We start from the raw sequence: 19,896 nt of genomic DNA on the forward strand, positions 1-19,896 counted from the left end.
CGCGAAAGCGGTGTGTCAGACGACATTGATGTCATCTGACACTCCCTATTCGCGAGCAGGCTCGCTCCCACATTGAAATTGCTTTGGTGCTTAAAGCCGCTTACTGAACGGTCGGAGTCTCGCCAGCCGCCTGCATGCGTTGCAGTTCTTGTGCGTACAGCGCGTCGAAGTTCACCGGGGCCAACATCAGGGCCGGGAACGAACCGCGGGTGACCAGGCTGTCCAGGGTTTCGCGAGCGTACGGGAACAGGATGTTCGGGCAGAACGCGCCGAGGGTGTGGCTCATCGAAGCGTCGTCGAGGTTCTTGATCAGGAAGATCCCGGCCTGTTGCACTTCAGCAATGAACGCCACTTCGTCGCCGTTCTTCACGGTGACGGACAGGGTCAGCACGACTTCGTGGAAGTCGCCTTCCAGAGCCTTTTGACGGGTGTTCAGATCCAGACCGACGCTCGGTTCCCACTGCTGGCGGAAGATGGCCGGGCTTTTCGGGGCTTCGAAGGACAAGTCACGTACGTAGATGCGCTGCAAGGAGAATTGCGGTGCGGTTTCTTCTTCGCTAGCTGCAGTGTTCTGTTGGTCAGTCATCTCAGATCCTTTCTGATCTTGGGGTCTTATAGGGAAGGCATTCAGCCCTTGAGCAGCGCGTCGAGTTTGCCGGCGCGCTCAAGGGCGAACAAATCATCACAACCACCCACGTGGGTGCTGCCGATCCAGATCTGCGGCACGGACGTACGTCCGGCCTTCTGAGCCATGGCGGCACGCACCTGCGGCTTGCCATCGACCTTGATCTCTTCGAAGGCCACGCCTTTGTTCTCGAGCAGGTACTTGGCTCGCGAACAGTAAGGGCAGTAATCGCTGGAATAGACGACGACGTTGCTCATTTCACTTCACCAGCGGCAGGTTGTCGCCTTTCCAGCTGGAAATACCGCCAGAGAGCTTGGCGGCGATGAAGCCGGACTTCATCAGTTCGCGGGCATGCGTGCCGGCGGTCTGGCCCATGGCGTCGACCAGGATGATGGTCTTGGCCTTGTGCTTTTCCAGTTCGCCGACGCGAGCAGTCAGTTTGTCGTGAGGAATGTTCACCGCGCCAACAATGTGACCGGCGGCGAAATCCTTGTTCGAACGAATGTCGATCACAACGCCCGCGTCCTTGTTGACCAGCCCGGTCAGTTCACCGGTGCTCAGGCTGCGGCCGCCGCCTTGCATCTGATAAGCGATCAGCAACGCCAGCAGTACGACGAAGATACCGACGAGCAGATAGTGGTTAGTGGCAAATTCAATCAGGTGAGCAACCATCGAAGGAGGTTCCAGGGCGTTAAAATGTCGGCCAGTATACACAGCCACTATGGTGGGCCAAACCCCGTCCGGCGGTGACGTGGATTGAACTTGCCTTTAAACTGCCACTCCCTTTTCCATCGCCCTCTATTAACTCAGCCACGAGTGGAATCCATGACTACCACGCCTAAACCTTTGGTCCTGATTATTCTCGACGGCTTCGGTCACAGTGAGAGCCCTGAATCCAACGCCATCTTTGCGGCGAAGAAGCCCGTGCTGGACCGCTTGTGGGCCACCGTGCCGAACGGCCTGATCTCGGGCAGCGGCATGGACGTCGGGCTGCCGGATGGCCAGATGGGCAACTCCGAAGTCGGCCACATGAATCTCGGCGCCGGCCGCGTGGTGTATCAGGACTTCACCCGCGTGACCAAATCGATCCGCGACGGCGAGTTCTTCGAGAACCCGACCATCTGCGCCGCAGTCGATAAAGCCGTTGCTGCCGGCAAAGCCGTGCACTTCATGGGCCTGCTGTCCGATGGTGGCGTTCACAGCCACCAGGATCACCTGGTTGCCATGGCCGAACTGGCCTACAAACGTGGCGCTGAAAAAATCTATCTGCACGCCTTCCTCGACGGCCGCGACACGCCGCCGAAAAGCGCTCAATCGTCCATCGAACTGCTGGATGCGGCCTTCCAGGCCCTCGGCAAAGGCCGGATCGCCAGCATTGTTGGCCGTTACTTCGCCATGGACCGCGACAACCGTTGGGACCGCGTGTCCCAGGCTTACAACCTGATTGTCGATGGCAACGGCGAATTCAACGCCGCCACCGCTCAGGAAGGCCTGCAAGCCGCGTACGAACGCGGCGAGAGCGACGAATTCGTCAAAGCCACCAGCATCGGTGAGCCGGTGAAAGTCGAAGACGGCGACGCAGTGGTGTTCATGAACTTCCGCGCCGACCGCGCCCGTGAACTGACCTGCGTATTCGTCGAAGACGATTTCAAGGAATTCGAACGTGCCCGCCAGCCGAAGCTGGCCGGTTTCGTCATGCTGACCCAATACGCCGCCAGCATTCCTGCGCCATCGGCCTTCGCCGCGGGCAGCCTGGACAACGTACTGGGCGACTACCTGGCGAAAAACGGCAAGACCCAGCTGCGCATCGCCGAAACCGAGAAGTACGCCCACGTGACCTTCTTCTTCTCCGGCGGTCGCGAAGAACCGTTCCCGGGCGAAGAACGCATTCTGATTCCGTCGCCAAAAGTCGCCACTTATGACTTGCAGCCCGAGATGAGCGCCCCGGAAGTCACCGACCGCATCGTCGATGCCATCGAAAACCAGCGTTACGACGTGATCGTGGTCAACTACGCCAACGGCGACATGGTCGGCCACAGTGGCGTGTTCGACGCTGCCGTCAAAGCCGTTGAATGCCTGGACCTGTGTGTCGGCCGCATCGTCGATGCGCTGGAAAAAGTCGGCGGCGAAGCGCTGATCACTGCCGATCACGGCAATGTCGAGCAAATGTCCGATGAGACCACCGGCCAGGCGCATACCGCGCACACCACCGAACCGGTGCCGTTCATCTATGTCGGCAAGCGCGACTTCAAGGTTCGCGACGGCGGCGTGCTGGCGGATGTGGCACCGACCATGCTGATGCTGATGGGGCTTGAGAAACCTGCCGAGATGACTGGCACTTCGATTCTGGTGTAATCCGATCGTTCAAACACCACTAATCCCTGTGGGAGCGAGCCTGCTCGCGATAGCAACCTGATAGCCAACATTGATGTTGAATATTAGGACGCCATCGCGAGCAGGTCGAATCGTCGCACCGTCGCTCCCACATTGGTTTTGGGTGGTTTGATAGAACAATTTTCTCCGCAACCCGGTCCAGTCATCACACAGTCCGAATTGGGCATTTTTTTTGCCACGCTTGGCGGGCATACTAGGCTGTCCCTTTCCCTGGTATCACCCGCCTCTATGCTTCGCGTCCTGATAGCCCTTGCCCTGACTTGCCTGCTCCAACCGGCCTTTGCTGACGAGCGCGCGCAAACCCAACAACAGTTGGACGCCACGCGTCAGGACATTGCCGAGCTGAAAAAACTGCTGGGCAAGCTCCAGGAAGAAAAGTCCGGTGTGCAAAAAGACCTCAAGGGCACCGAAACCGAGATGGGCAAGCTCGAGAAGCAGGTCGAAGCCCTGCAAAAAGAGCTGAAGAAAAGCGAATCCGAGCTGCAGCGACTCGATGCCGAGAAAAAAAAACTCCAGAGCGCGCGGATTGAACAGCAACGACTGATCGCCATTCAGGCCCGCGCAGCCTATCAGAACGGCCGTCAGGAGTACTTGAAACTGCTGCTCAACCAGCAGAACCCGGAAAAATTCGCCCGCACCCTCACCTATTACGACTACCTGAGCCAGGCCCGCCTGGAGCAGCTGAAAAATTTCAACGAAACCCTGCGCCAACTGGCCAATGTCGAAAAAGACATCGCCATGCAACAGGCGCAATTGCTGGTACAGAAAAGCAGCCTCGACAGCCAGCGCGACGAACTCGACAAAGTCCGCAAGGAGCGCCAGCAAGTCCTGGCCAAGCTCAGCGACGACGTGAAGGCTCGCGATCAGAAGCTGGCAGCCCGCGAGCAGGATCAGGCAGACCTGTCTAAAGTCCTTAAAACCATTGAAGAAACCCTGGCCCGTCAGGCCCGTGAGGCAGAAGAAGCGCGGCAAAAAGCGCTGATCGCCCAGCAGGAAGCCGAAAAAAAGCGTTTACGTGAGGCTCAGGCTGCAGCAGATGCAGACACCACTGATGCCCCACGCAAACCCGTTAAATCGACACCCGGCGCATTGGTTTCAAGTTCAGGCGAGACCTTTGGCGGCCCCTTTGCTACAAGTCGGGGAAAACTTCCCTGGCCAGTCGATGGTCGACTGCTGGCACGCTTTGGCGAAACCCGTGGCGACGACGCCCGCACCAAGTGGGATGGTGTGATGATCAGCGCCTCCGCCGGCAGCCAGGTGCACGCCGTGCATGGCGGTCGCGTGGTGTTTGCCGACTGGTTGCGAGGCGCCGGACTGCTGGTGATTCTCGACCACGGCAACGGTTTTTTGAGTCTTTATGGTCACAACCAGACGCTGCTCAAGTCTGCGGGTGACGTGGTAAAAGCCGGTGAGTCCATCTCCACTGTCGGCAACAGTGGCGGGCAGGACACGCCAGCGCTGTATTTCGCTATTCGTCAGCAGGGTCACCCGAGTGATCCGGCGCAATGGTGCCGCGCGCAAGGATAGGCGTTGAGTCACCTACATTAGGAGTTCGTTCGACATGCTGCATTTGTCCCGCCTTACCTCGCTGGCCCTGACGATCGCCCTGGTGATCGGCGCGCCTCTGGCGTTTGCCGCTCAACCGGCTCCGGCTGTCGCACCTGCGGGCACTGCTGCGACCACCAAGGCGCCGTTGCCGCTGGAAGAGTTGCGCACCTTTGCCGAGGTCATGGATCGGATCAAAGCTGCCTATGTCGAACCGGTGGACGACAAGACCCTGCTGGAAAACGCCATCAAGGGCATGCTCAGCAACCTCGACCCGCACTCCGCCTACCTGGGCCCGGAAGACTTCGCTGAATTGCAGGAAAGCACCAGCGGTGAATTCGGCGGCCTGGGCATCGAAGTGGGCGCCGAAGACGGTTTCATCAAAGTGGTTTCGCCGATCGATGACACCCCGGCGTCCAAGGCCGGCATTCAGGCCGGCGACTTCATCGTCAAGATCAACGGCCAGCCGACTCGCGGCCAGAGCATGACCGAAGCCGTGGACAAGATGCGCGGCAAGATCGGCCAGAAAATCACCCTGACTCTGGTGCGCGACGGCGGCGCACCGTTTGACGTGACGCTGGCCCGCGCCATCATTCAAGTGAAGAGCGTGAAGAGTCAGTTGCTGGAGTCCGGCTACGGCTACATCCGCATCACCCAGTTCCAGGTCAAGACCGGCGATGAAGTCTCCAAAGCCCTGGCCAAGCTGCGCAAGGACAACGGCAAGAAGCTCAAAGGCATCATCCTCGACCTGCGTAACAACCCGGGCGGCGTGCTGCAAGCGGCGGTAGAAGTGGTCGACCACTTCATCACCAAAGGCCTGATCGTTTACACCAAGGGCCGTATCGCCAACTCCGAGCTGCGTTTCTCCGCCACCGGCAAGGATGAGAGCGAAGCCGTGCCAATGGTCGCGCTGATCAACGGCGGCAGCGCCTCGGCGTCGGAAATTGTCGCCGGCGCCTTGCAGGATCAGAAACGCGCGGTGGTCATGGGTACCACCAGTTTCGGCAAAGGCTCGGTACAAACCGTGCTGCCGCTGAACAACGAACGCGCACTGAAGATCACCACCGCGCTGTATTACACGCCGAACGGGCGCTCGATCCAGGCTCAGGGCATCGTCCCGGACATCGAAGTGCGCAGGGCCAAGATCACCAACGAGCAGGACGGCGAGTACTTCAAGGAAGCCGATCTGCAAGGTCACCTGGGCAATGGCAACGGCGGCGCCGACAAACCGACCAGCGCCAGTGGCAAAGCCAAGGCAATGCCGCAGGATGATGACTACCAATTGGCCCAGGCCTTGAGCCTGCTCAAAGGGTTGAGCATCACCTCCGGTCGCTGAGATGCGCCTGCGGTTATTCCTCGGTCTGCTGTGTTGTCTGGCGGGTGTTGCTCACGCAGCGCCCGCCCCTCAAAAGGCCTACATCACTCTGATCATCGATGACCTGGGGCAGAACCTGCCCCAGGATCGCCGCGTGCTGGCCCTGCCCGGGCCCGTAACCGCGGCGATCATGCCCGACACACCCCACGCCACCGAATTCGCCCGCGAAGCCCATCGCGCCGGCAAGATTGTCATCCTGCACATGCCCATGGACCCGGCCACCGGTCCGTTTGCCTGGCACCCCGACTTGCCCATCAGCGAGCTCGAGAAACGCCTGAACGCAGCATTCAAGGTCGTGCCCTACACCGCTGGCATCAACAACCACATGGGCAGCCGCATGACCGTTCAGCAACCGGCCATGGCCTGGCTGATGGCGGACTTGCAGCGCCGACACAAGTTCTTTGTCGACAGCCGCACCAGCGCGCAAACCGTGGCGGCCGCCGAGGCGCAGAAGATTGGTCTGGCGAGCGCTTCGCGGGATGTATTCCTGGATGATGAGCCCACTGAAGCCGCGATCTTCACTCAGCTACAGACGGCTATCAGCCTGGCGCGCAAGCAGGGTTCCGCGGTGATGATCGGGCATCCGTATCCGCAGACATTGGCGGTGCTTGAACGTGAACTGCCCAAGCTCAAGGCTCAGGGCATTGACTGGATCGACATCAAACAGATGATCAGTGTGCGCGGCAATCGTGCAACTGCCGCGCATGGGAAGGACGGTAATTACCGACTTCCGCAAACCCGGTAGTTTCATTGCAGTTAGTTAGTTGATTTCAAACTTTATCAGCGCCGATAAATCACTCTCAACTCGCCACTGCCTCACAATCGGATACACATCAATAACTAACACCCCTCCACTTCAATTACACTTCTTTCGCACCACGGCAACATCCAACTTTATTAACATCCACGTTCACAACCAAGGATCGGTTATGAATTACAAATCTATGATACGTACAACTATCCCCCTAATAACGCTCACCTTCTCCCTGGCCTCTTGCGCCTACACTGTTCCCGAGCCACTGGAGCCCGCCCTGCTAAGTAATGCTGACGGACAATATACTCACTGGAACGGCATTGGAGGTACATTCAAGGATGGCTACCGCAATTGCACGGCAAGTTTGCTTGATACTCGTGACGCAATGGGTATCTCAACAGGCCCTGCTTACCTATTGACCAATGCGCACTGCGCTTCAATCATCTCCGGTACAGCAGCCGATACTCCATACAGCGGCCAGGTACAATTCAACTTTTTCCACGATACGATGGAAGGCGCCAAACGTTACGACATCCACAAGGTAAATTGGGATAGTCTCGCCAGTTCTGATGTCGCTATCCTGGAACTGACCGACTCCCTGGAAACACTACTGAAAGACGGAATTACACCACTCAAGCTAGCGTCTAAAGCACCCGTAAAACCGCGCCCGATTCAAGTCCTTGGCGCACCTGGAATCGCCGCCGGCCTCAGGCTGTCAACCTGTACCCTGGAGCCAACCAACACCACATTGATCAAGCACTTGGCCGTCCACACCGATTACCAGAAGCACGACTGCAAGGGTATTGCATCAGGCTCTTCAGGGTCTCCCGTTCTTGATGCGGCGACAGGAGAAATTATCGGTGTATTGTCCGGAACGACTTATGGTATCTCAACGGATGAGTTATGTTTCTGGCACGCACTTTGTGGAAATAATCAGAAAAAATCCATCTTGCCTGATCAGGCAAGCCACAGTTTTCCTGTTGACTATCTTTCTTACTGCTTCACCAACGGACGCTTTAATACGGACGCCAAAACTTGCACAACAAACCCGAACTTCAACTTCAAATCCAAAAGAAACGCTGACATCACACTTCATAGAAAACCCGTCGACCACAATGATCAAGCACCTGCCTGGGATGTCGAGTTTTCGATGAGCACCGCTTTCTATCGCTTTAAAACAGTACGCGACGCACACGCTTGTTATTTGCCTGATCACTATAGCCGCCCGATCAGCACAGCCAATGCAAAAATTGATGCAGAGATCGGTCGAGAGGAAGGTTTGTATTATCTTTGCCTGGTGGGTGTCGAGTCAGCCAAGCAACGACCTAGCGTCGGATTACGCAGAAACACCCAAATACTGTCTGCCCGGCTAACCGAACCGACTGTCGCCACATTACCTGAACCAACTGTCACTTTTAAATACTCAGAGAAATATGTTTCTGTCGAATGGTTCGAAAAGTCTTCCCGTTCCATGTGGACTCGATTCTACGATAACAACCTTGGCGAACATAATTGCGGTGATATAGATCGCAGGAAGTATGAACAAACAGATAATAGTCTTCTTATTCCACTGGAATTTCTTCCGCTGTCGTTTTGCAGTTACATCGAGGACAGGAATTTTAATACTTCCGAGGTACACACAGTCCTGGTGCAAGCCCCGACAACGGTCACAGATACCGCGCCATGAAGCCGTTATTGCGTAACTGATCCACGCGGCTTCAGCAGCGCATTCGAAGCGATAACTATCTATCTCTCTGGGCAAATGATGCGTGTCAGGATAGGACTCACCCTGAATTTCATCACCAAGGAATGGACATGAAATACCACAGCTTCTTTTGCTTCGCTGGCCTGATTGGTCTGCTGGCTATTTCCGCAGTGCAGGCCCGCGACCTGGGCGAAGGCGCCGTCAACGACTCACCGTCAAGGGCACTGCAAAACAGCGAACATCTTTATGAAATCTGGAGCGGCGTGGGACTACTCAGTCTCCAATCGGGCGCGACCTGCGGCGCCGCTTTACTGGATACGCGAAACAGGCAAGGCCGAGCCACCGGCCCTGCTTACCTGCTCACCAGCGGTCATTGCGTGTTGTTTCAGTATGGTTCGGCGCGGACCAATCTGCCTTTGCAAGCCAGCGTCACCTTCCACTACTTTCATGACACGCCACAGCGTAAGCGCCAATACGCCATCCGGACTGCCCGATGGAGCAGTCTGGTCGGGACCGATCTTGCTGTACTGGAGGTCGACGCAACGTTGGCGTCGCTGATACAGGCCGGGGTCAACCCGCTCAAGCTGGCGTCCCATCAAACCAACGAGAGTCATGATGCGCTTAACATTGGTGCGCCGGGCGGCTTCACCGAACAAGGGCTTCGATTGAGCGCCTGCGCGGAACAAACCGCCGGAACGTTCATTGATCACCCCGGGGTGTTCCCTTTGGCCATGAAAAACAGCTGCGACCTTCGCCCTGGCAGCTCCGGTAGCCCGATGCTGGACCGCCGCACCAATGAAATCACCGGCATCGTCAGTAAAGTCGTGAGCTCGCGCAATACACCAGCGCCGCCGGGCTGTGAACACTCGACGTCCTGTACAGCTGCACGTTTCAACTACAGCTACTCTGCCAACTTTCTACACAACTGCTTTATTGACGGTGTCTTCACCAGCGATGGGGCGAACTGTTCGTTGGAGCCAGTCGAACTGACTGTCACGGAGCCCTGGAAGCTCAAGTCATCCGTTGATAGAACGCAAAACCCGGATGAGCAGATCGTATTGCCTACGTGGGACTTCAGGTTTTCCCTCGAGGCGCCCTTCTATCGCTACAAAACGGTCCGTAACGCCAGGGACTGCAAAGCTTCCGACAATTACAGTGCCGCCATCAGCACTGAAGAGGCTTACATCAATAGTGAAATCGGGCCACAAAGCGGCGCATATGCACTGTGCATTATCGGCGTCGCCTCAGGGGAACAGCAGCTGACAAGGGCGATGCTGAATAACGTGTTTACAAGTGCCGTGTACTTGAGCGCGACGCCGGCCGCTCCGTCTCAGGTGGTATCGAAGTGATGGTTACAGGTACTTCGCCATGATGTCGTCCACCACGCCTTCCTTGCGTAGCTGATCCAGCGCGGCTTGCAGCTTGGCCACGACGTCATCCGGCACATCCTTGTTCAATGCCAGATACAGCTCGGCGCTGTTAAATCGCAGCACGGTCTTGAGCCCGGTCACACCATCCTGCCGAGCGAGGTAACGGCCGGCAGGATCACCCGTCGCCCAAAGGTCGATCTGGCCATTGACCAGCTTCTTCGCGTTGTCCTGATCGCGCAGCACAACGATCGGTTTCAGTCCTTGCTTGGCCAGCGTCTCGGCAATCGCATCGCCCTTGTAGGCGCCGATCTTGTATTTGCGCGCCTGCTCCAGCGACTCAAGGCTGATCTTGCTATCGGCCTTGGCCAGCATGATCCAGTCATCGGGGCCGATGGGGCCGACCCATTTGAAGAGCTTTTCGCGGTCCGGCAACCGCGCCATCACAAATACGCCGTAGCCGGGCTTCTCCAGGGCGAGCTTGTAGATTCGCTCCCAAGGGAAACGCAACGTCAGGCTGTAGGTGACTTCGGCGCGCTTGAACATCTCGCGGACGATGTCCACCGCGATGCCATTGATGTTCTCGTCCTGAGCGAAGTTCTTGCCGTTCTTCGCCATGTTGTAAGGGGGGAAATTTTCAGTCAGCAACACCAGACCGGTGTCGGGATTTTCTGCGGCATGCGCTCCATTGACGAGCAATAGAGAAGCGCTGGCGAGAACAAGAAGAAGGCGTTTAAGCATGTCTGGCTACCGAGATCCATGGCGTACCCAAGAGTGCCCTGAGCCCGCCATGATGTCCACTGGCCTGTATCGGTTTGTTTAGCGCATCACGATGCCGCGATGAGCCATGTAAGCCTTGGCTTCCTGCACGGTGTATTCGCCGAAGTGGAAAATACTCGCCGCCAATACCGCACTGGCGTGGCCTTCGATGATGCCGTCGGCCAAATGCTGCAGGTTGCCGACGCCGCCCGAAGCAATCACCGGAATGCCCAGTGCATCGCTGATGGCACGCGTGACGCCCAGGTCGAAGCCGTTTTTCATGCCGTCCTGGTCCATGCTGGTCAGCAGGATTTCGCCGGCGCCCAGGCCTTCCATCTTCTTCGCCCATTCAACAGCGTCGAGACCGGTTGGCTTGCGACCACCGTGGGTGAAAATCTCCCAGCGCGGGGTTTCGCCCGGCAGTGAAACCTTCTTGGCGTCGATGGCGACGACAATGCACTGCGAACCGAAATGCTGAGCAGCCTCGCCAACAAATTCCGGGTTGAACACCGCAGCGGTGTTGATCGAAACCTTGTCCGCGCCAGCATTCAGCAGATTGCGAATGTCCTGCACGGTACGCACACCGCCGCCCACGGTCAGCGGGATGAACACCTGGCTGGCCATGCGCTCGACGGTATGCAGCGTGGTATCGCGGCCATCGACGCTGGCGGTGATGTCGAGAAAAGTAATCTCGTCGGCACCCTGCTCGTCGTAGCGACGGGCGATTTCCACCGGATCACCGGCGTCGCGGATGTTCTCGAACTTCACACCTTTGACGACCCGACCGTTGTCCACGTCCAGGCAAGGGATGATGCGTTTGGCCAGCGCCATGGTCAGTCCTCAGCCTTTGTACGAATCGCAGAAAGCTTGCGCTTCAGCGACATCGAGAGTGCCTTCGTAGATCGCTCGACCGGTGATCGCGCCGATGATGCCTGGCGCTTTCGCGTCGAGCAGCGACTTGATGTCACCGAGGTTGTGGATGCCACCGGAAGCGATGACCGGGATCTTCGTCGCGGCGGCCAGGGCGGCGGTGTACGAAACGTTGCAGCCCTGCATCATGCCGTCTTTGGCGATGTCGGTATAAACGATCGCGGACACGCCATCAGCTTCGAACTGCTTGGCCAGGTCGATCACCTGAATGGTGCTGATTTCAGCCCAGCCGTCAGTGGCGACAAAACCGTCTTTGGCATCCAGACCGACGATCACCTTGCCCGGGAACGCGCGGCAGGCTTCGGCGACGAAGGCCGGATCTTTCACGGCTTTGGTGCCAATGATTACGTAGCTCACGCCCGCTTTCACGTAGTGTTCAATGGTTTCCAGGGAGCGGATACCGCCGCCGATCTGGATCGGCAGGTTCGGGTAGCGCTTGGCGATGGCGGTGACCACTTCGCCGTTGACCGGCTGGCCTTCGAAAGCGCCGTTCAGGTCGACCAGATGCAGACGACGGCAACCGCCCTCCACCCACTTGGCAGCCATGCTCACCGGGTCATCGGAGAACACCGTGGAATCTTCCATGCGGCCCTGGCGCAGACGAACACAGGCACCGTCTTTAAGATCGATAGCGGGAATAATCAGCATCTGGCAAACCTTCAAATTCGATTGTTCAGCTTCGCTCGAAAATCAGTTTTTCTCGAGCGCCCACAAGTCGCTTTCGATGCTTTCGAACCTCTCTTTGAGGTGCGTCTGCACATCGAAAATCGCCCTGTTGTAATAGTGCGGCGCAATTTCACGGGTAAACAGCTCAAGGATTTCAGCCGCTTCGAACGAACCAAGGTCCAGTTCGAAGCGATCTTCCATAAAGCGCTTGATCTTGTGATTGGCCTCGTTCTCCTGTTCAGGAGTGAGGGTCAGGATCGGCGGCTTCTTCTTGACGGCCATTTACCAGCGACCATCCCACGCGGCGAAGTTCTGCAGCAATTGCAGGCCATGGGTATGGCTTTTCTCCGGGTGGAACTGCACGGCGAAACGCGAGCCATCGGCCAGCGCGGCGGCGAAATCGACACCGTAGTGACCGCCACCCACCACTTGCCGCGGGTTGCCGGCAGCGATGTAGTAGCTGTGCACGAAGTAGAAACGCGCCAGGTCCGGAATGTTGTGCCACAGCGGATGTGTGACCGTCTGCTTCACTTCGTTCCAGCCCATGTGCGGGACTTTCAGGTGTTCGCCGTCTTCGTGCAGGTCTTTGCCGAAGAACTTCACCGCGCCCGGGAACAGGCCGATGCAGTCGACGCCGTCGTTCTCTTCACTGCTGTCGAGCAAGGCTTGCATGCCGACGCAGATGCCGAGGAACGGACGGTCCTGGCTCACTTCACGCACCAGCGAATCGAAGCCCAGGCGACGGATCTCCGCCATGCAGTCGCGAATCGCGCCGACGCCGGGGAATACCACCCGGTCGGCTTCGCGAATCACATCGGCATCGCTGGTGATCAGGACCTTGCCGGCACCGACGTGCTCGAGGGCCTTGGCCACCGAGTGCAGGTTGCCCATGCCGTAATCGATAACCGCGACCGTCTGCATTACAGAACGCCTTTGGTCGATGGCATCTGACCGGCCATGCGGTCATCCAGCTCTACCGCCATGCGCAGGGCGCGGCCGAAAGCCTTGAACACGGTTTCGATCTGGTGGTGAGTGTTGGTGCCGCGCAGGTTGTCGATGTGCAGGCTGACGAGCGCGTGGTTGACGAAGCCCTGGAAGAATTCCTGGAACAGGTCAACGTCGAAGCCGCCAACGGTGGCACGGGTGTAGGGAACGTGCATCTGCAGGCCAGGGCGGCCGGAGAAGTCGATCACCACACGCGACAGCGCTTCATCGAGCGGCACGTAGGCGTGGCCGTAGCGACGGATGCCTTTCTTGTCGCCGATGGCTTTGGCGAAGGCCTGACCCAAAGTGATACCGACGTCTTCCACGGTGTGGTGGTCGTCGATATGCAGGTCGCCCTTGCTGACAATATCCAGGTCGATCAGCCCGTGACGGGCGATCTGGTCCAGCATGTGCTCAAGAAAAGGAACACCGATATCAAATCGGGCCTTTCCGGTGCCATCCAGGTTGATCGAGGCTTTGATCTGGGTTTCCAGAGTGTCGCGCTCGACTGACGCCTTACGTTCGGCCATCACCAGCTCCGCAAAATCATTGGGCGAAAAAGGCAGCCATTATAGGGGCGCGGGCGCGAAACAGAAACACGGGAGGTGATATGACTGACGGACTGAACCCCATGCTGTCGGGGATAGACATGTCCATACAAGCGGATTTGATGACGACATAATCAAATGTGGGCGAGCCGGCTCCGGGCGGCGCTCCGACGAAGAGGCCATCACACTCAACATCTCTGTCGACTGTCAGACCGCTATCGTCGGAGCGCCGCCCGGAGCAGGCTCACTCCCACAAGGGATGATGCGTTTAACTGAACTTAGTGGAAGAGGACAGCAGTTTTCTGCAGGGTCACCCAAACACCCCACGCCAACGGAATACCCACCACCAGCCACGCAGCCACTGCCAAAGGCTTGGTGCCCGCATCCGCTTTCCACTCCAATACGGTGCTGCTGTCAGCACCTTTGTCGTGGCCAAGCGCCTGCTCGGCGGCCAGTTCAGCGTCGGTCATGAAGTACTTGTCAGCCACCGGACGCACCAGCAGGTTGCAGATGAAACCCAGCACCAGCAGGCCTGCGAGGATGTATAGGGTGATGTCGTAAGCCGCGGCGCGTTCAACGCCGATACTCAACTGATACTCACGCAGGTAGTTCACCAATACCGGACCCAACACGCCCGCCGCCGCCCACGCCGTCAGCAGACGACCGTGGATCGCGCCGACCATTTGCGTACCGAACAGGTCCGCGAGATACGCAGGCACCGTCGCAAAACCACCGCCGTACATCGACAGGATGATGCAGAACGCAGCCACAAACAGCGCAACGTTGCCCAGGTGACCAAGGTTCGGGATCAACGCGTACAGGGCAAAACCAAGCGCGAAGAACACGAAATAGGTGTTTTTGCGGCCCAGGTAATCCGAGAACGAGGCCCAGAAGAACCGGCCACCGATATTGAACAGGCTCAGCAAACCGGTAAAACCGGCAGCAATCGCCGCGATCGAGGCCAGTTGCCCAGCGTCCAGTTGACCGAATGGCAGGTCCACACCGATCAATTTGCCGCCGAATACTTCCTGCAACAGCGGCGACGCCATCCCGAGGATGCCGATACCCGCCGAAACGTTCAGGCACAGCACCAGCCACACCAGACGGAATTGCGGGGTTTTCCACGCCACATTCACGTGGACGTGACGGTGGGTGATCATCGCGTTGGAAGCTTTCTTCGCCGGAGCAGTCCAGCCTTCAGGCTTCCAGCCGGTTGGCGGAACGCGGTAGGACAGTGCGCCACCGATCATGAACACGAAGTAGATCGCGGCCATCACCAGGAAGCTCTGCCATACGCCGACGCTCTCTGCCGAAGCGAAGTGGCCCATCAAGGCTGCGGCCAGCGGAGCACCGACCATCGCGCCACCACCGAAACCCATGATCGCCATACCGGTCGCCATGCCGCGCTTGTCCGGGAACCACTTGATCAGGGTCGACACGGGCGAGATGTAACCCAGGCCCAGGCCGATACCGCCGATGACCCCGGAGCCGATCCACATCAGCCATATCTGGTGGGTATAGACCCCCAGCGCAGAAATCAGCAGACCGCCACACCAGCACAGTGCCGATACAACGCCAGCCTTGCGTGGTCCGGCGTGTTCCAGCCAGCCACCCCAGATAGCGGCCGAGCAACCCAGGAAGATGAAGAACAGGGTGTAGATCCAGCCGAGCATCGAGATCGGCCAGTCACATTGGGACGAGAAGACTTGCGAGATGAAGCTCATGTCCGGCGCGCAGGCCACTGCCTTGGTCACGCCCAGGGCTTTGGACAGTGGCAACCAGAACACCGAAAAGCCGTAGGCCATGCCGATGCAAAGGTGGATGGCCAGGGCGGCCGGTGGTACCAGCCAACGGTTGAAACCGGGCTTGGCGATGATGCGTTCCTTGGACAGGAACGCGGGCTGGTCGGCTTTGAAGCCGTCCGCCGTGATGCTCGTGGTCATTGTGTATCCCCCAATTATTAGAATGGTTCGTCAGCGCTCCTCACCCCCAGCCTTTATGCGCACGCATGACTGTTTTTGAGGTGAGGCTCCATTTTGATGCGACATCACGTCGCAGAAGGACGGACGAACCGGCAGAGGTTACCATCTGTACGTGACAGAAAAATCAAAGTGATATCACCTTTTGTATGTCATCAGTTCTCGTACCACTGAAGGAGCCCTCATGCCGATCATTGTCGAGCCGCTAAACGAAGCCACTTATCAGGATCAGCAAGATCTGCAGAAGATCTACCGCGATGCACCGGACTGGCTGTTTGCCCCGTTTGCCGGAGATTTGCAGCTGATCGAAGCCTGCCTGCTGGACGGTTCGCTGATCGCTGGCCGCTTCAACGATCGACTGTTAGGCGCGGCACGTCTGCAACGGCATTCGGATGTCTGGCATCTGTCCCAACTTTGCGTACGAAAAATTACCCGTCGGCGTGGCGTGGCCGAGCGCCTGGTGAACGAAGCGCAGAAAATGGCGTCGCAAGCGGGTGCGACATTGCGCTTGCTGGCGCCTGCCGGACATCTGGAGGCACAAGCGTTGGCGGCCAAACTGAAAATGCCGCTGGATGAGTTGCCGACGTGATCGCTGACCGGTCGTCCGCTACGGAGCGCTATACTCCCCGGCTAAATTTCGAATTCGATTAACTACAAGGACTCGCCCATGAAAGCGTTCGGCAAAATCCTGGGTCTGGTACTTCTCGGGCTGTTGCTGATCATTGTGGCGTTGGGCTTTGCCCTGACCCACCTCTTTGATCCCAACGACTATAAAGACGAGATTCGCCAGATAGCCCGCGACAAGGCCCACATCGAGCTGACGCTCAATGGCGATATCGGCTGGAGCCTGTTCCCGTGGTTGGGCCTGGAATTGCACGAAGCCAGTGTCGCGACCCTGGCCAAACCCGCCGAACCGTTCGCTGATTTGCAGATGCTCGGCCTTTCGGTTCGCGTACTGCCGCTGCTGCGCCGTGAAGTGCAGATGAGCGATGTGCGCGTCGAGGGCCTGAACCTGCGCCTGACCCGCGACAAGGATGGCCACGGCAACTGGCAAGACATCGGCAAGGCACCGGCGTCGGCCACTCCGACTACGCCGCCCGCGACCACTGGCGAACCCGCGACCGAGACCACCGCCCAAGCGGAAAAACCGGCCCAGCCGATTCGCCTGGACATCGACAGCCTGACCGTCAACAACGCCCGCGTTGAATACAGCGACGAGAAAACCGGCAAGCAATTCAGCGCCGAAAGCATCCAGCTGAGTACCGGGCCGGTGCATGACTCCACGAATATCCCGGTCAAACTCACCGCGTTCCTGGGCACCAACCAGCCGGTTTTGCGTGTGCGTACCGAGCTCAATGGCGAGTTGCGTTTCGAGCGCGCACTGCAGCGCTACAAACTCGAAGACATGAAACTCTCCGGCGAAGTGTCTGGCGATCCATTGCAAGGCAAAACCATGACCTTCGCTGCTCAGGGTCAGTTACTGCTCGATAAAGCCGCGAACGTCGCCGAATGGACTGGCATCAAGATCTCTGCCAACCAACTGCGCGCATTGGGTGAACTGAAGGTCAACGACCTCGACAAAACCCCGCAAATCAGCGGCGGCCTGTCGATTGCCCAGTTCGATCTGGCGAAATTCGTCGACAGCATCGGCCAGAAGCTTCCGGCGATGGCTGAAGGTAGCCTGAGCAAAGTCGAACTGGTCAGCCGCCTTGCCGGCACGCCAACCAGCGTGGTGCTCGACAACATCAACCTGAAAGTCGACGACAGCACCTTCAGCGGCCGCATCGCCGTCGAGGACTTCGCCAAACAATCGCTGCGGGCGAACCTCAAGGCCGACACCTTCAACGTCGACCGTTATCTGCCACCAAAATCCGCCGAAGCCAGTAGCGCGACGCAAGTGCGTAAGGCCGAAGTGGCCAGCACCGAAGCCGATGCATTGGCTGGCGCGGGCAGCACACCGCTGCCGCAAGCACCGACCAAAGAAGCGTGGAGCAACGAGCGCCTGCTGCCGGTGGAACGCCTGAGCAAACTCGACGTGGACGCTGACCTGACCTTCGGTCAGTTGACGCTCGATAAATTGCCGATCCAGAACGCTGCGCTCAAAGCCACAGGCCAGGGCGGTCTGCTGACACTCGAAAGTCTTCGCGGCGACCTGTACGACGGCAACTTCGACGCCAAAGGTACGCTCGACGTGCGCCAACAAGTGCCAGCGCTGAACATGCAGTCGAGCATCACCAAAGTACCGGTGGAAAAAATCCTCGAAAGCCAGGGTAAAAATCCACCGGTCAAAGGCCTGGTGACGCTCAACAGCAACCTGACCGGCAGCGGCAACAGCCAGAAAGCGCTGATCGAAACCCTCAACGGCAACGCCAGTTTCATCATCAACAACGGCGTGCTGCTCAATGCCAACCTCGAGCAACAGCTGTGCAAAGGCATCGCCACCCTGAACCGTAAATCCCTCAACGGCGAGCCACGGGGCAAGGACACACCGTTCCAGGAGCTCAAAGGCAACCTGACCTTCCGTAACGGCGTGGCCAGCAACCCGGACCTGAAAGTGCGCATCCCGGGCATGACCGTCAAGGGCGATGGCGATGTCGATCTGCGGGTGCTGGGTATGGATTACCGCGTGGGCGTTATCGTCGAAGGCGACAAGAGCGACATGCCGGACCCGGCCTGCCAGGTCGGCGAGAAGTTCGTCGGCATCGAGTGGCCGCTGCGCTGCCGTGGCCCGCTGGAACTGGGCGCCAAGGCTTGCCGCCTCGATAACGAACGCATGGGCCAGGTCGCGAGCAAACTGGCCGGCGAACGGATCGGTGAAAAAATCGACGAGAAGCTTGGCGACAAAGTCAGCCCGGAACTGAAAGACGCGTTGAAGGGGCTGTTCAAGCGATGAGAGCCGAGCAGTTTTCATCGGCGGTGCTGGACTGGTACGACCGTCACGGCCGCCACGACTTGCCTTGGCAACAAGGCATCACCCCATATCGGGTGTGGGTCTCGGAAATCATGTTGCAGCAGACCCAGGTCAGCACCGTGCTGAACTACTTCGACCGCTTCATGGCCTCGTTGCCAACGGTCGAAGCCTTGGCCGCCGCGCCGGAAGACGAAGTCCTGCACCTGTGGACCGGCCTCGGTTACTACACCCGCGCACGCAATCTGCAGAAGACCGCGAAGATCGTTGTCGCCAAATACGGCAGCGAGTTTCCCCGCGATGTGGAGAAGCTGGTTGATCTACCGGGCATCGGCCTGTCCACAGCGGGCGCCATCGCCAGCCTGAGCATGGGCCTGCGGGCGCCGATCCTCGACGGCAACGTCAAACGGGTGCTGGCGCGCTTTACCGCGCAAGAGGGCTATCCGGGCGAGCCAAAGGTCGCCAAACAGCTGTGGGCGAACGCTGAGCGCTTCACACCGCATGATCGGGTCAATGCCTACACCCAGGCGATGATGGATCTGGGCGCCACGCTTTGCACCCGTAGCAAGCCGAGCTGCCTGCTCTGCCCGCTCGAAAAGGGCTGCGAAGCGCACATGCTTGGCCTGGAGACGCGCTACCCGATCCCCAAACCGCGTAAAACCGTGCCACAGAAGCGCACGCTGATGCCGATGCTCGCCAACAGTGACGGCGCGATTCTGCTTTACCGTCGCCCTTCCACGGGCTTGTGGGGTGGGTTATGGAGCCTGCCGGAACTCGACGACCTCGACGACCTGCAACATCTGGCTTCGCAGCATTCGCTGGAGCTGGGCAGCCAACAGGCGCTGCCGAGCCTGGTACACACCTTCAGTCATTTTCAGTTGTCCATCGAACCCTGGCTGGTTCAGGTCCAGGAGGCCGGCCATCACGTGGCCGAGGCCGACTGGCTCTGGTATAACCTCGCCACCCCGCCGCGCCTGGGCCTTGCCGCCCCGGTCAAAACCTTGCTCGAACGCGCGGCCGCCGTATTGAACGCAGGAGAGTCGTCATGACCCGCACCATCATGTGCCGCAAGTACAAAGAAGAATTGCCCGCCCTGGAGCGCGCTCCATTTCCAGGCGCAAAAGGTCAGGACATTTTTGACCACGTCTCGGCCAAAGCCTGGGCAGACTGGCAAAAGCACCAGACTCTGCTGATCAACGAAAAACGCCTGAACATGATGAACGCCGAAGACCGCAAATATCTTCAAGGCGAGATGGACAAGTTCTTTTCCGGCGAGGAATACGCCAAGGCTGACGGCTACGTTCCGCCGGCTGAATAATCCCGCATTTTCGAGGGTCGGAACGTAAGCGACGGTAAT

The 19,896-nt window shown here is 58.5% G+C and carries 20 protein-coding genes; 10 read left to right on the forward strand and 10 right to left on the reverse strand.

The features are described 5' to 3' along the window. Window positions 1-100: 100 nt before the first annotated feature. Genes secB through ACYZUA_RS00815 form a run of 3 tightly spaced genes read right to left on the reverse strand, consistent with a single transcriptional unit; the run spans window position 101 to window position 1,297 of the window. Window positions 101-586, reverse strand: coding sequence for a protein-export chaperone SecB (gene secB, locus ACYZUA_RS00805; protein ID WP_007949026.1), 486 nt, complete (start codon window positions 584-586; stop codon window positions 101-103). 41 nt (window positions 587-627) lie between these two features. Continuing rightward, a complete protein-coding gene (grxC, locus tag ACYZUA_RS00810; protein ID WP_461961710.1) occupies window positions 628-882 on the reverse strand; it encodes a glutaredoxin 3 in 255 nt (84 codons plus the stop codon). Window position 883: 1 nt separating this feature from the next. Continuing rightward, complete coding sequence (locus ACYZUA_RS00815) at window positions 884-1,297, reverse strand: rhodanese-like domain-containing protein (protein ID WP_461961711.1); 414 nt, start codon at window positions 1,295-1,297, stop codon at window positions 884-886. 153 nt (window positions 1,298-1,450) lie between these two features. On the opposite strand from ACYZUA_RS00815, the gene gpmI reads away from it, so the two are divergent. The 6 genes from gpmI to ACYZUA_RS00845 all read left to right on the forward strand — a co-directional run bounded on the left by gpmI (window position 1,451) and on the right by ACYZUA_RS00845 (window position 9,747). Continuing rightward, a complete protein-coding gene (gene gpmI / locus ACYZUA_RS00820) occupies window positions 1,451-2,980 on the forward strand; it encodes a 2,3-bisphosphoglycerate-independent phosphoglycerate mutase (RefSeq protein WP_461961712.1) in 1,530 nt (509 codons plus the stop codon). Between the two features lie 267 nt (window positions 2,981-3,247). Next, the gene (locus ACYZUA_RS00825) at window positions 3,248-4,546 is read left to right on the forward strand and encodes a murein hydrolase activator EnvC family protein (protein WP_461961713.1); all 1,299 of its coding nucleotides are present in this window, start codon (window positions 3,248-3,250) and stop codon (window positions 4,544-4,546) included. A 34-nt stretch (window positions 4,547-4,580) separates the two neighbouring features. Then, entirely contained in the window at window positions 4,581-5,900 is a 1,320-nt protein-coding gene (locus ACYZUA_RS00830) for a S41 family peptidase (RefSeq protein WP_283182567.1), read from the forward strand. Window position 5,901: 1 nt separating this feature from the next. Beyond that, window positions 5,902-6,684, forward strand: coding sequence for a divergent polysaccharide deacetylase family protein (locus ACYZUA_RS00835; RefSeq protein WP_461961714.1), 783 nt, complete (start codon window positions 5,902-5,904; stop codon window positions 6,682-6,684). Between the two features lie 184 nt (window positions 6,685-6,868). After that, window positions 6,869-8,380 (forward strand): trypsin-like serine peptidase, encoded by a 1,512-nt coding sequence (locus tag ACYZUA_RS00840; protein ID WP_461961715.1) that lies wholly within the window; start codon window positions 6,869-6,871, stop codon window positions 8,378-8,380. A 128-nt stretch (window positions 8,381-8,508) separates the two neighbouring features. Next, entirely contained in the window at window positions 8,509-9,747 is a 1,239-nt protein-coding gene (locus tag ACYZUA_RS00845) for a trypsin-like serine peptidase (RefSeq protein ID WP_461961716.1), read from the forward strand. A gap of 3 nt (window positions 9,748-9,750) precedes the next feature. Here ACYZUA_RS00845 and ACYZUA_RS00850 read toward each other — a convergent pair whose 3' ends face one another. From ACYZUA_RS00850 to ACYZUA_RS00880, 7 genes are all read right to left on the reverse strand, one after another. Next, on the reverse strand, window positions 9,751-10,506 hold the full coding sequence (locus ACYZUA_RS00850) for a substrate-binding periplasmic protein (RefSeq protein WP_461961717.1): 756 nt from the start codon (window positions 10,504-10,506) through the stop codon (window positions 9,751-9,753). Window positions 10,507-10,584: 78 nt separating this feature from the next. Then, on the reverse strand, window positions 10,585-11,355 hold the full coding sequence (gene hisF / locus ACYZUA_RS00855; RefSeq protein WP_121731627.1) for an imidazole glycerol phosphate synthase subunit HisF: 771 nt from the start codon (window positions 11,353-11,355) through the stop codon (window positions 10,585-10,587). A gap of 9 nt (window positions 11,356-11,364) precedes the next feature. Further along, window positions 11,365-12,102 carry a 1-(5-phosphoribosyl)-5-[(5-phosphoribosylamino)methylideneamino]imidazole-4-carboxamide isomerase gene (gene hisA / locus ACYZUA_RS00860; protein WP_007897434.1) on the reverse strand — a complete coding sequence of 246 codons (738 nt, stop codon included), beginning with the start codon at window positions 12,100-12,102 and terminating at the stop codon, window positions 11,365-11,367. Between the two features lie 42 nt (window positions 12,103-12,144). Continuing rightward, the gene (locus tag ACYZUA_RS00865) at window positions 12,145-12,402 is read right to left on the reverse strand and encodes a DUF2164 domain-containing protein (RefSeq protein ID WP_008024930.1); all 258 of its coding nucleotides are present in this window, start codon (window positions 12,400-12,402) and stop codon (window positions 12,145-12,147) included. Further along, the gene (gene hisH, locus ACYZUA_RS00870; protein ID WP_076028989.1) at window positions 12,403-13,041 is read right to left on the reverse strand and encodes an imidazole glycerol phosphate synthase subunit HisH; all 639 of its coding nucleotides are present in this window, start codon (window positions 13,039-13,041) and stop codon (window positions 12,403-12,405) included. It abuts the gene before it with no gap. After that, window positions 13,041-13,634, reverse strand: coding sequence for an imidazoleglycerol-phosphate dehydratase HisB (gene hisB, locus ACYZUA_RS00875; protein ID WP_003218037.1), 594 nt, complete (start codon window positions 13,632-13,634; stop codon window positions 13,041-13,043). The genes hisH and hisB overlap by 1 nt, the downstream gene beginning before the upstream one ends. Before the next feature lie 296 nt (window positions 13,635-13,930). Next, window positions 13,931-15,595 (reverse strand): OFA family MFS transporter, encoded by a 1,665-nt coding sequence (locus ACYZUA_RS00880; protein WP_461961718.1) that lies wholly within the window; start codon window positions 15,593-15,595, stop codon window positions 13,931-13,933. Window positions 15,596-15,815: 220 nt separating this feature from the next. Between ACYZUA_RS00880 and ACYZUA_RS00885 the strand changes: the two genes are divergently transcribed. From ACYZUA_RS00885 to ACYZUA_RS00900, 4 genes are all read left to right on the forward strand, one after another. After that, window positions 15,816-16,220 (forward strand): acetyl-CoA sensor PanZ family protein, encoded by a 405-nt coding sequence (locus ACYZUA_RS00885; protein ID WP_046045555.1) that lies wholly within the window; start codon window positions 15,816-15,818, stop codon window positions 16,218-16,220. Between the two features lie 78 nt (window positions 16,221-16,298). Next, on the forward strand, window positions 16,299-18,524 hold the full coding sequence (locus tag ACYZUA_RS00890) for an AsmA family protein (protein WP_461961719.1): 2,226 nt from the start codon (window positions 16,299-16,301) through the stop codon (window positions 18,522-18,524). Next, on the forward strand, window positions 18,521-19,588 hold the full coding sequence (gene mutY / locus ACYZUA_RS00895; RefSeq protein ID WP_461961720.1) for an A/G-specific adenine glycosylase: 1,068 nt from the start codon (window positions 18,521-18,523) through the stop codon (window positions 19,586-19,588). The genes ACYZUA_RS00890 and mutY overlap by 4 nt, the downstream gene beginning before the upstream one ends. Then, window positions 19,585-19,857: an oxidative damage protection protein gene (locus ACYZUA_RS00900; protein ID WP_008149405.1), complete on the forward strand. Its 273-nt coding sequence runs from the start codon at window positions 19,585-19,587 to the stop codon at window positions 19,855-19,857. Before mutY ends, ACYZUA_RS00900 begins: the two co-directional genes overlap by 4 nt. Window positions 19,858-19,896: the final 39 nt, after the last annotated feature.

Source organism: Pseudomonas sp. LS2P72 (genome assembly GCF_054897865.1).

Coding starts and splice junctions, on each gene's coding strand:
- ACYZUA_RS00850 (WP_461961717.1), bottom strand. CDS start 10,506: ATGCTTAAACGCCTTCTTCTTGTTCTCGCCAGCGCTTCTCTATTGCTC.
- ACYZUA_RS00825 (WP_461961713.1), top strand. CDS start 3,248: ATGCTTCGCGTCCTGATAGCCCTTGCCCTGACTTGCCTGCTCCAACCG.
- ACYZUA_RS00900 (WP_008149405.1), top strand. CDS start 19,585: ATGACCCGCACCATCATGTGCCGCAAGTACAAAGAAGAATTGCCCGCC.
- ACYZUA_RS00830 (WP_283182567.1), top strand. CDS start 4,581: ATGCTGCATTTGTCCCGCCTTACCTCGCTGGCCCTGACGATCGCCCTG.
- ACYZUA_RS00885 (WP_046045555.1), top strand. CDS start 15,816: ATGCCGATCATTGTCGAGCCGCTAAACGAAGCCACTTATCAGGATCAG.
- ACYZUA_RS00845 (WP_461961716.1), top strand. CDS start 8,509: ATGAAATACCACAGCTTCTTTTGCTTCGCTGGCCTGATTGGTCTGCTG.
- ACYZUA_RS00865 (WP_008024930.1), bottom strand. CDS start 12,402: ATGGCCGTCAAGAAGAAGCCGCCGATCCTGACCCTCACTCCTGAACAG.
- secB (WP_007949026.1), bottom strand. CDS start 586: ATGACTGACCAACAGAACACTGCAGCTAGCGAAGAAGAAACCGCACCG.
- ACYZUA_RS00880 (WP_461961718.1), bottom strand. CDS start 15,595: ATGACCACGAGCATCACGGCGGACGGCTTCAAAGCCGACCAGCCCGCG.
- hisA (WP_007897434.1), bottom strand. CDS start 12,102: ATGCTGATTATTCCCGCTATCGATCTTAAAGACGGTGCCTGTGTTCGT.
- ACYZUA_RS00890 (WP_461961719.1), top strand. CDS start 16,299: ATGAAAGCGTTCGGCAAAATCCTGGGTCTGGTACTTCTCGGGCTGTTG.
- mutY (WP_461961720.1), top strand. CDS start 18,521: ATGAGAGCCGAGCAGTTTTCATCGGCGGTGCTGGACTGGTACGACCGT.
- ACYZUA_RS00815 (WP_461961711.1), bottom strand. CDS start 1,297: ATGGTTGCTCACCTGATTGAATTTGCCACTAACCACTATCTGCTCGTC.
- grxC (WP_461961710.1), bottom strand. CDS start 882: ATGAGCAACGTCGTCGTCTATTCCAGCGATTACTGCCCTTACTGTTCG.
- hisF (WP_121731627.1), bottom strand. CDS start 11,355: ATGGCGCTGGCCAAACGCATCATCCCTTGCCTGGACGTGGACAACGGT.
- hisH (WP_076028989.1), bottom strand. CDS start 13,041: ATGCAGACGGTCGCGGTTATCGATTACGGCATGGGCAACCTGCACTCG.
- gpmI (WP_461961712.1), top strand. CDS start 1,451: ATGACTACCACGCCTAAACCTTTGGTCCTGATTATTCTCGACGGCTTC.
- ACYZUA_RS00840 (WP_461961715.1), top strand. CDS start 6,869: ATGAATTACAAATCTATGATACGTACAACTATCCCCCTAATAACGCTC.
- ACYZUA_RS00835 (WP_461961714.1), top strand. CDS start 5,902: ATGCGCCTGCGGTTATTCCTCGGTCTGCTGTGTTGTCTGGCGGGTGTT.
- hisB (WP_003218037.1), bottom strand. CDS start 13,634: ATGGCCGAACGTAAGGCGTCAGTCGAGCGCGACACTCTGGAAACCCAG.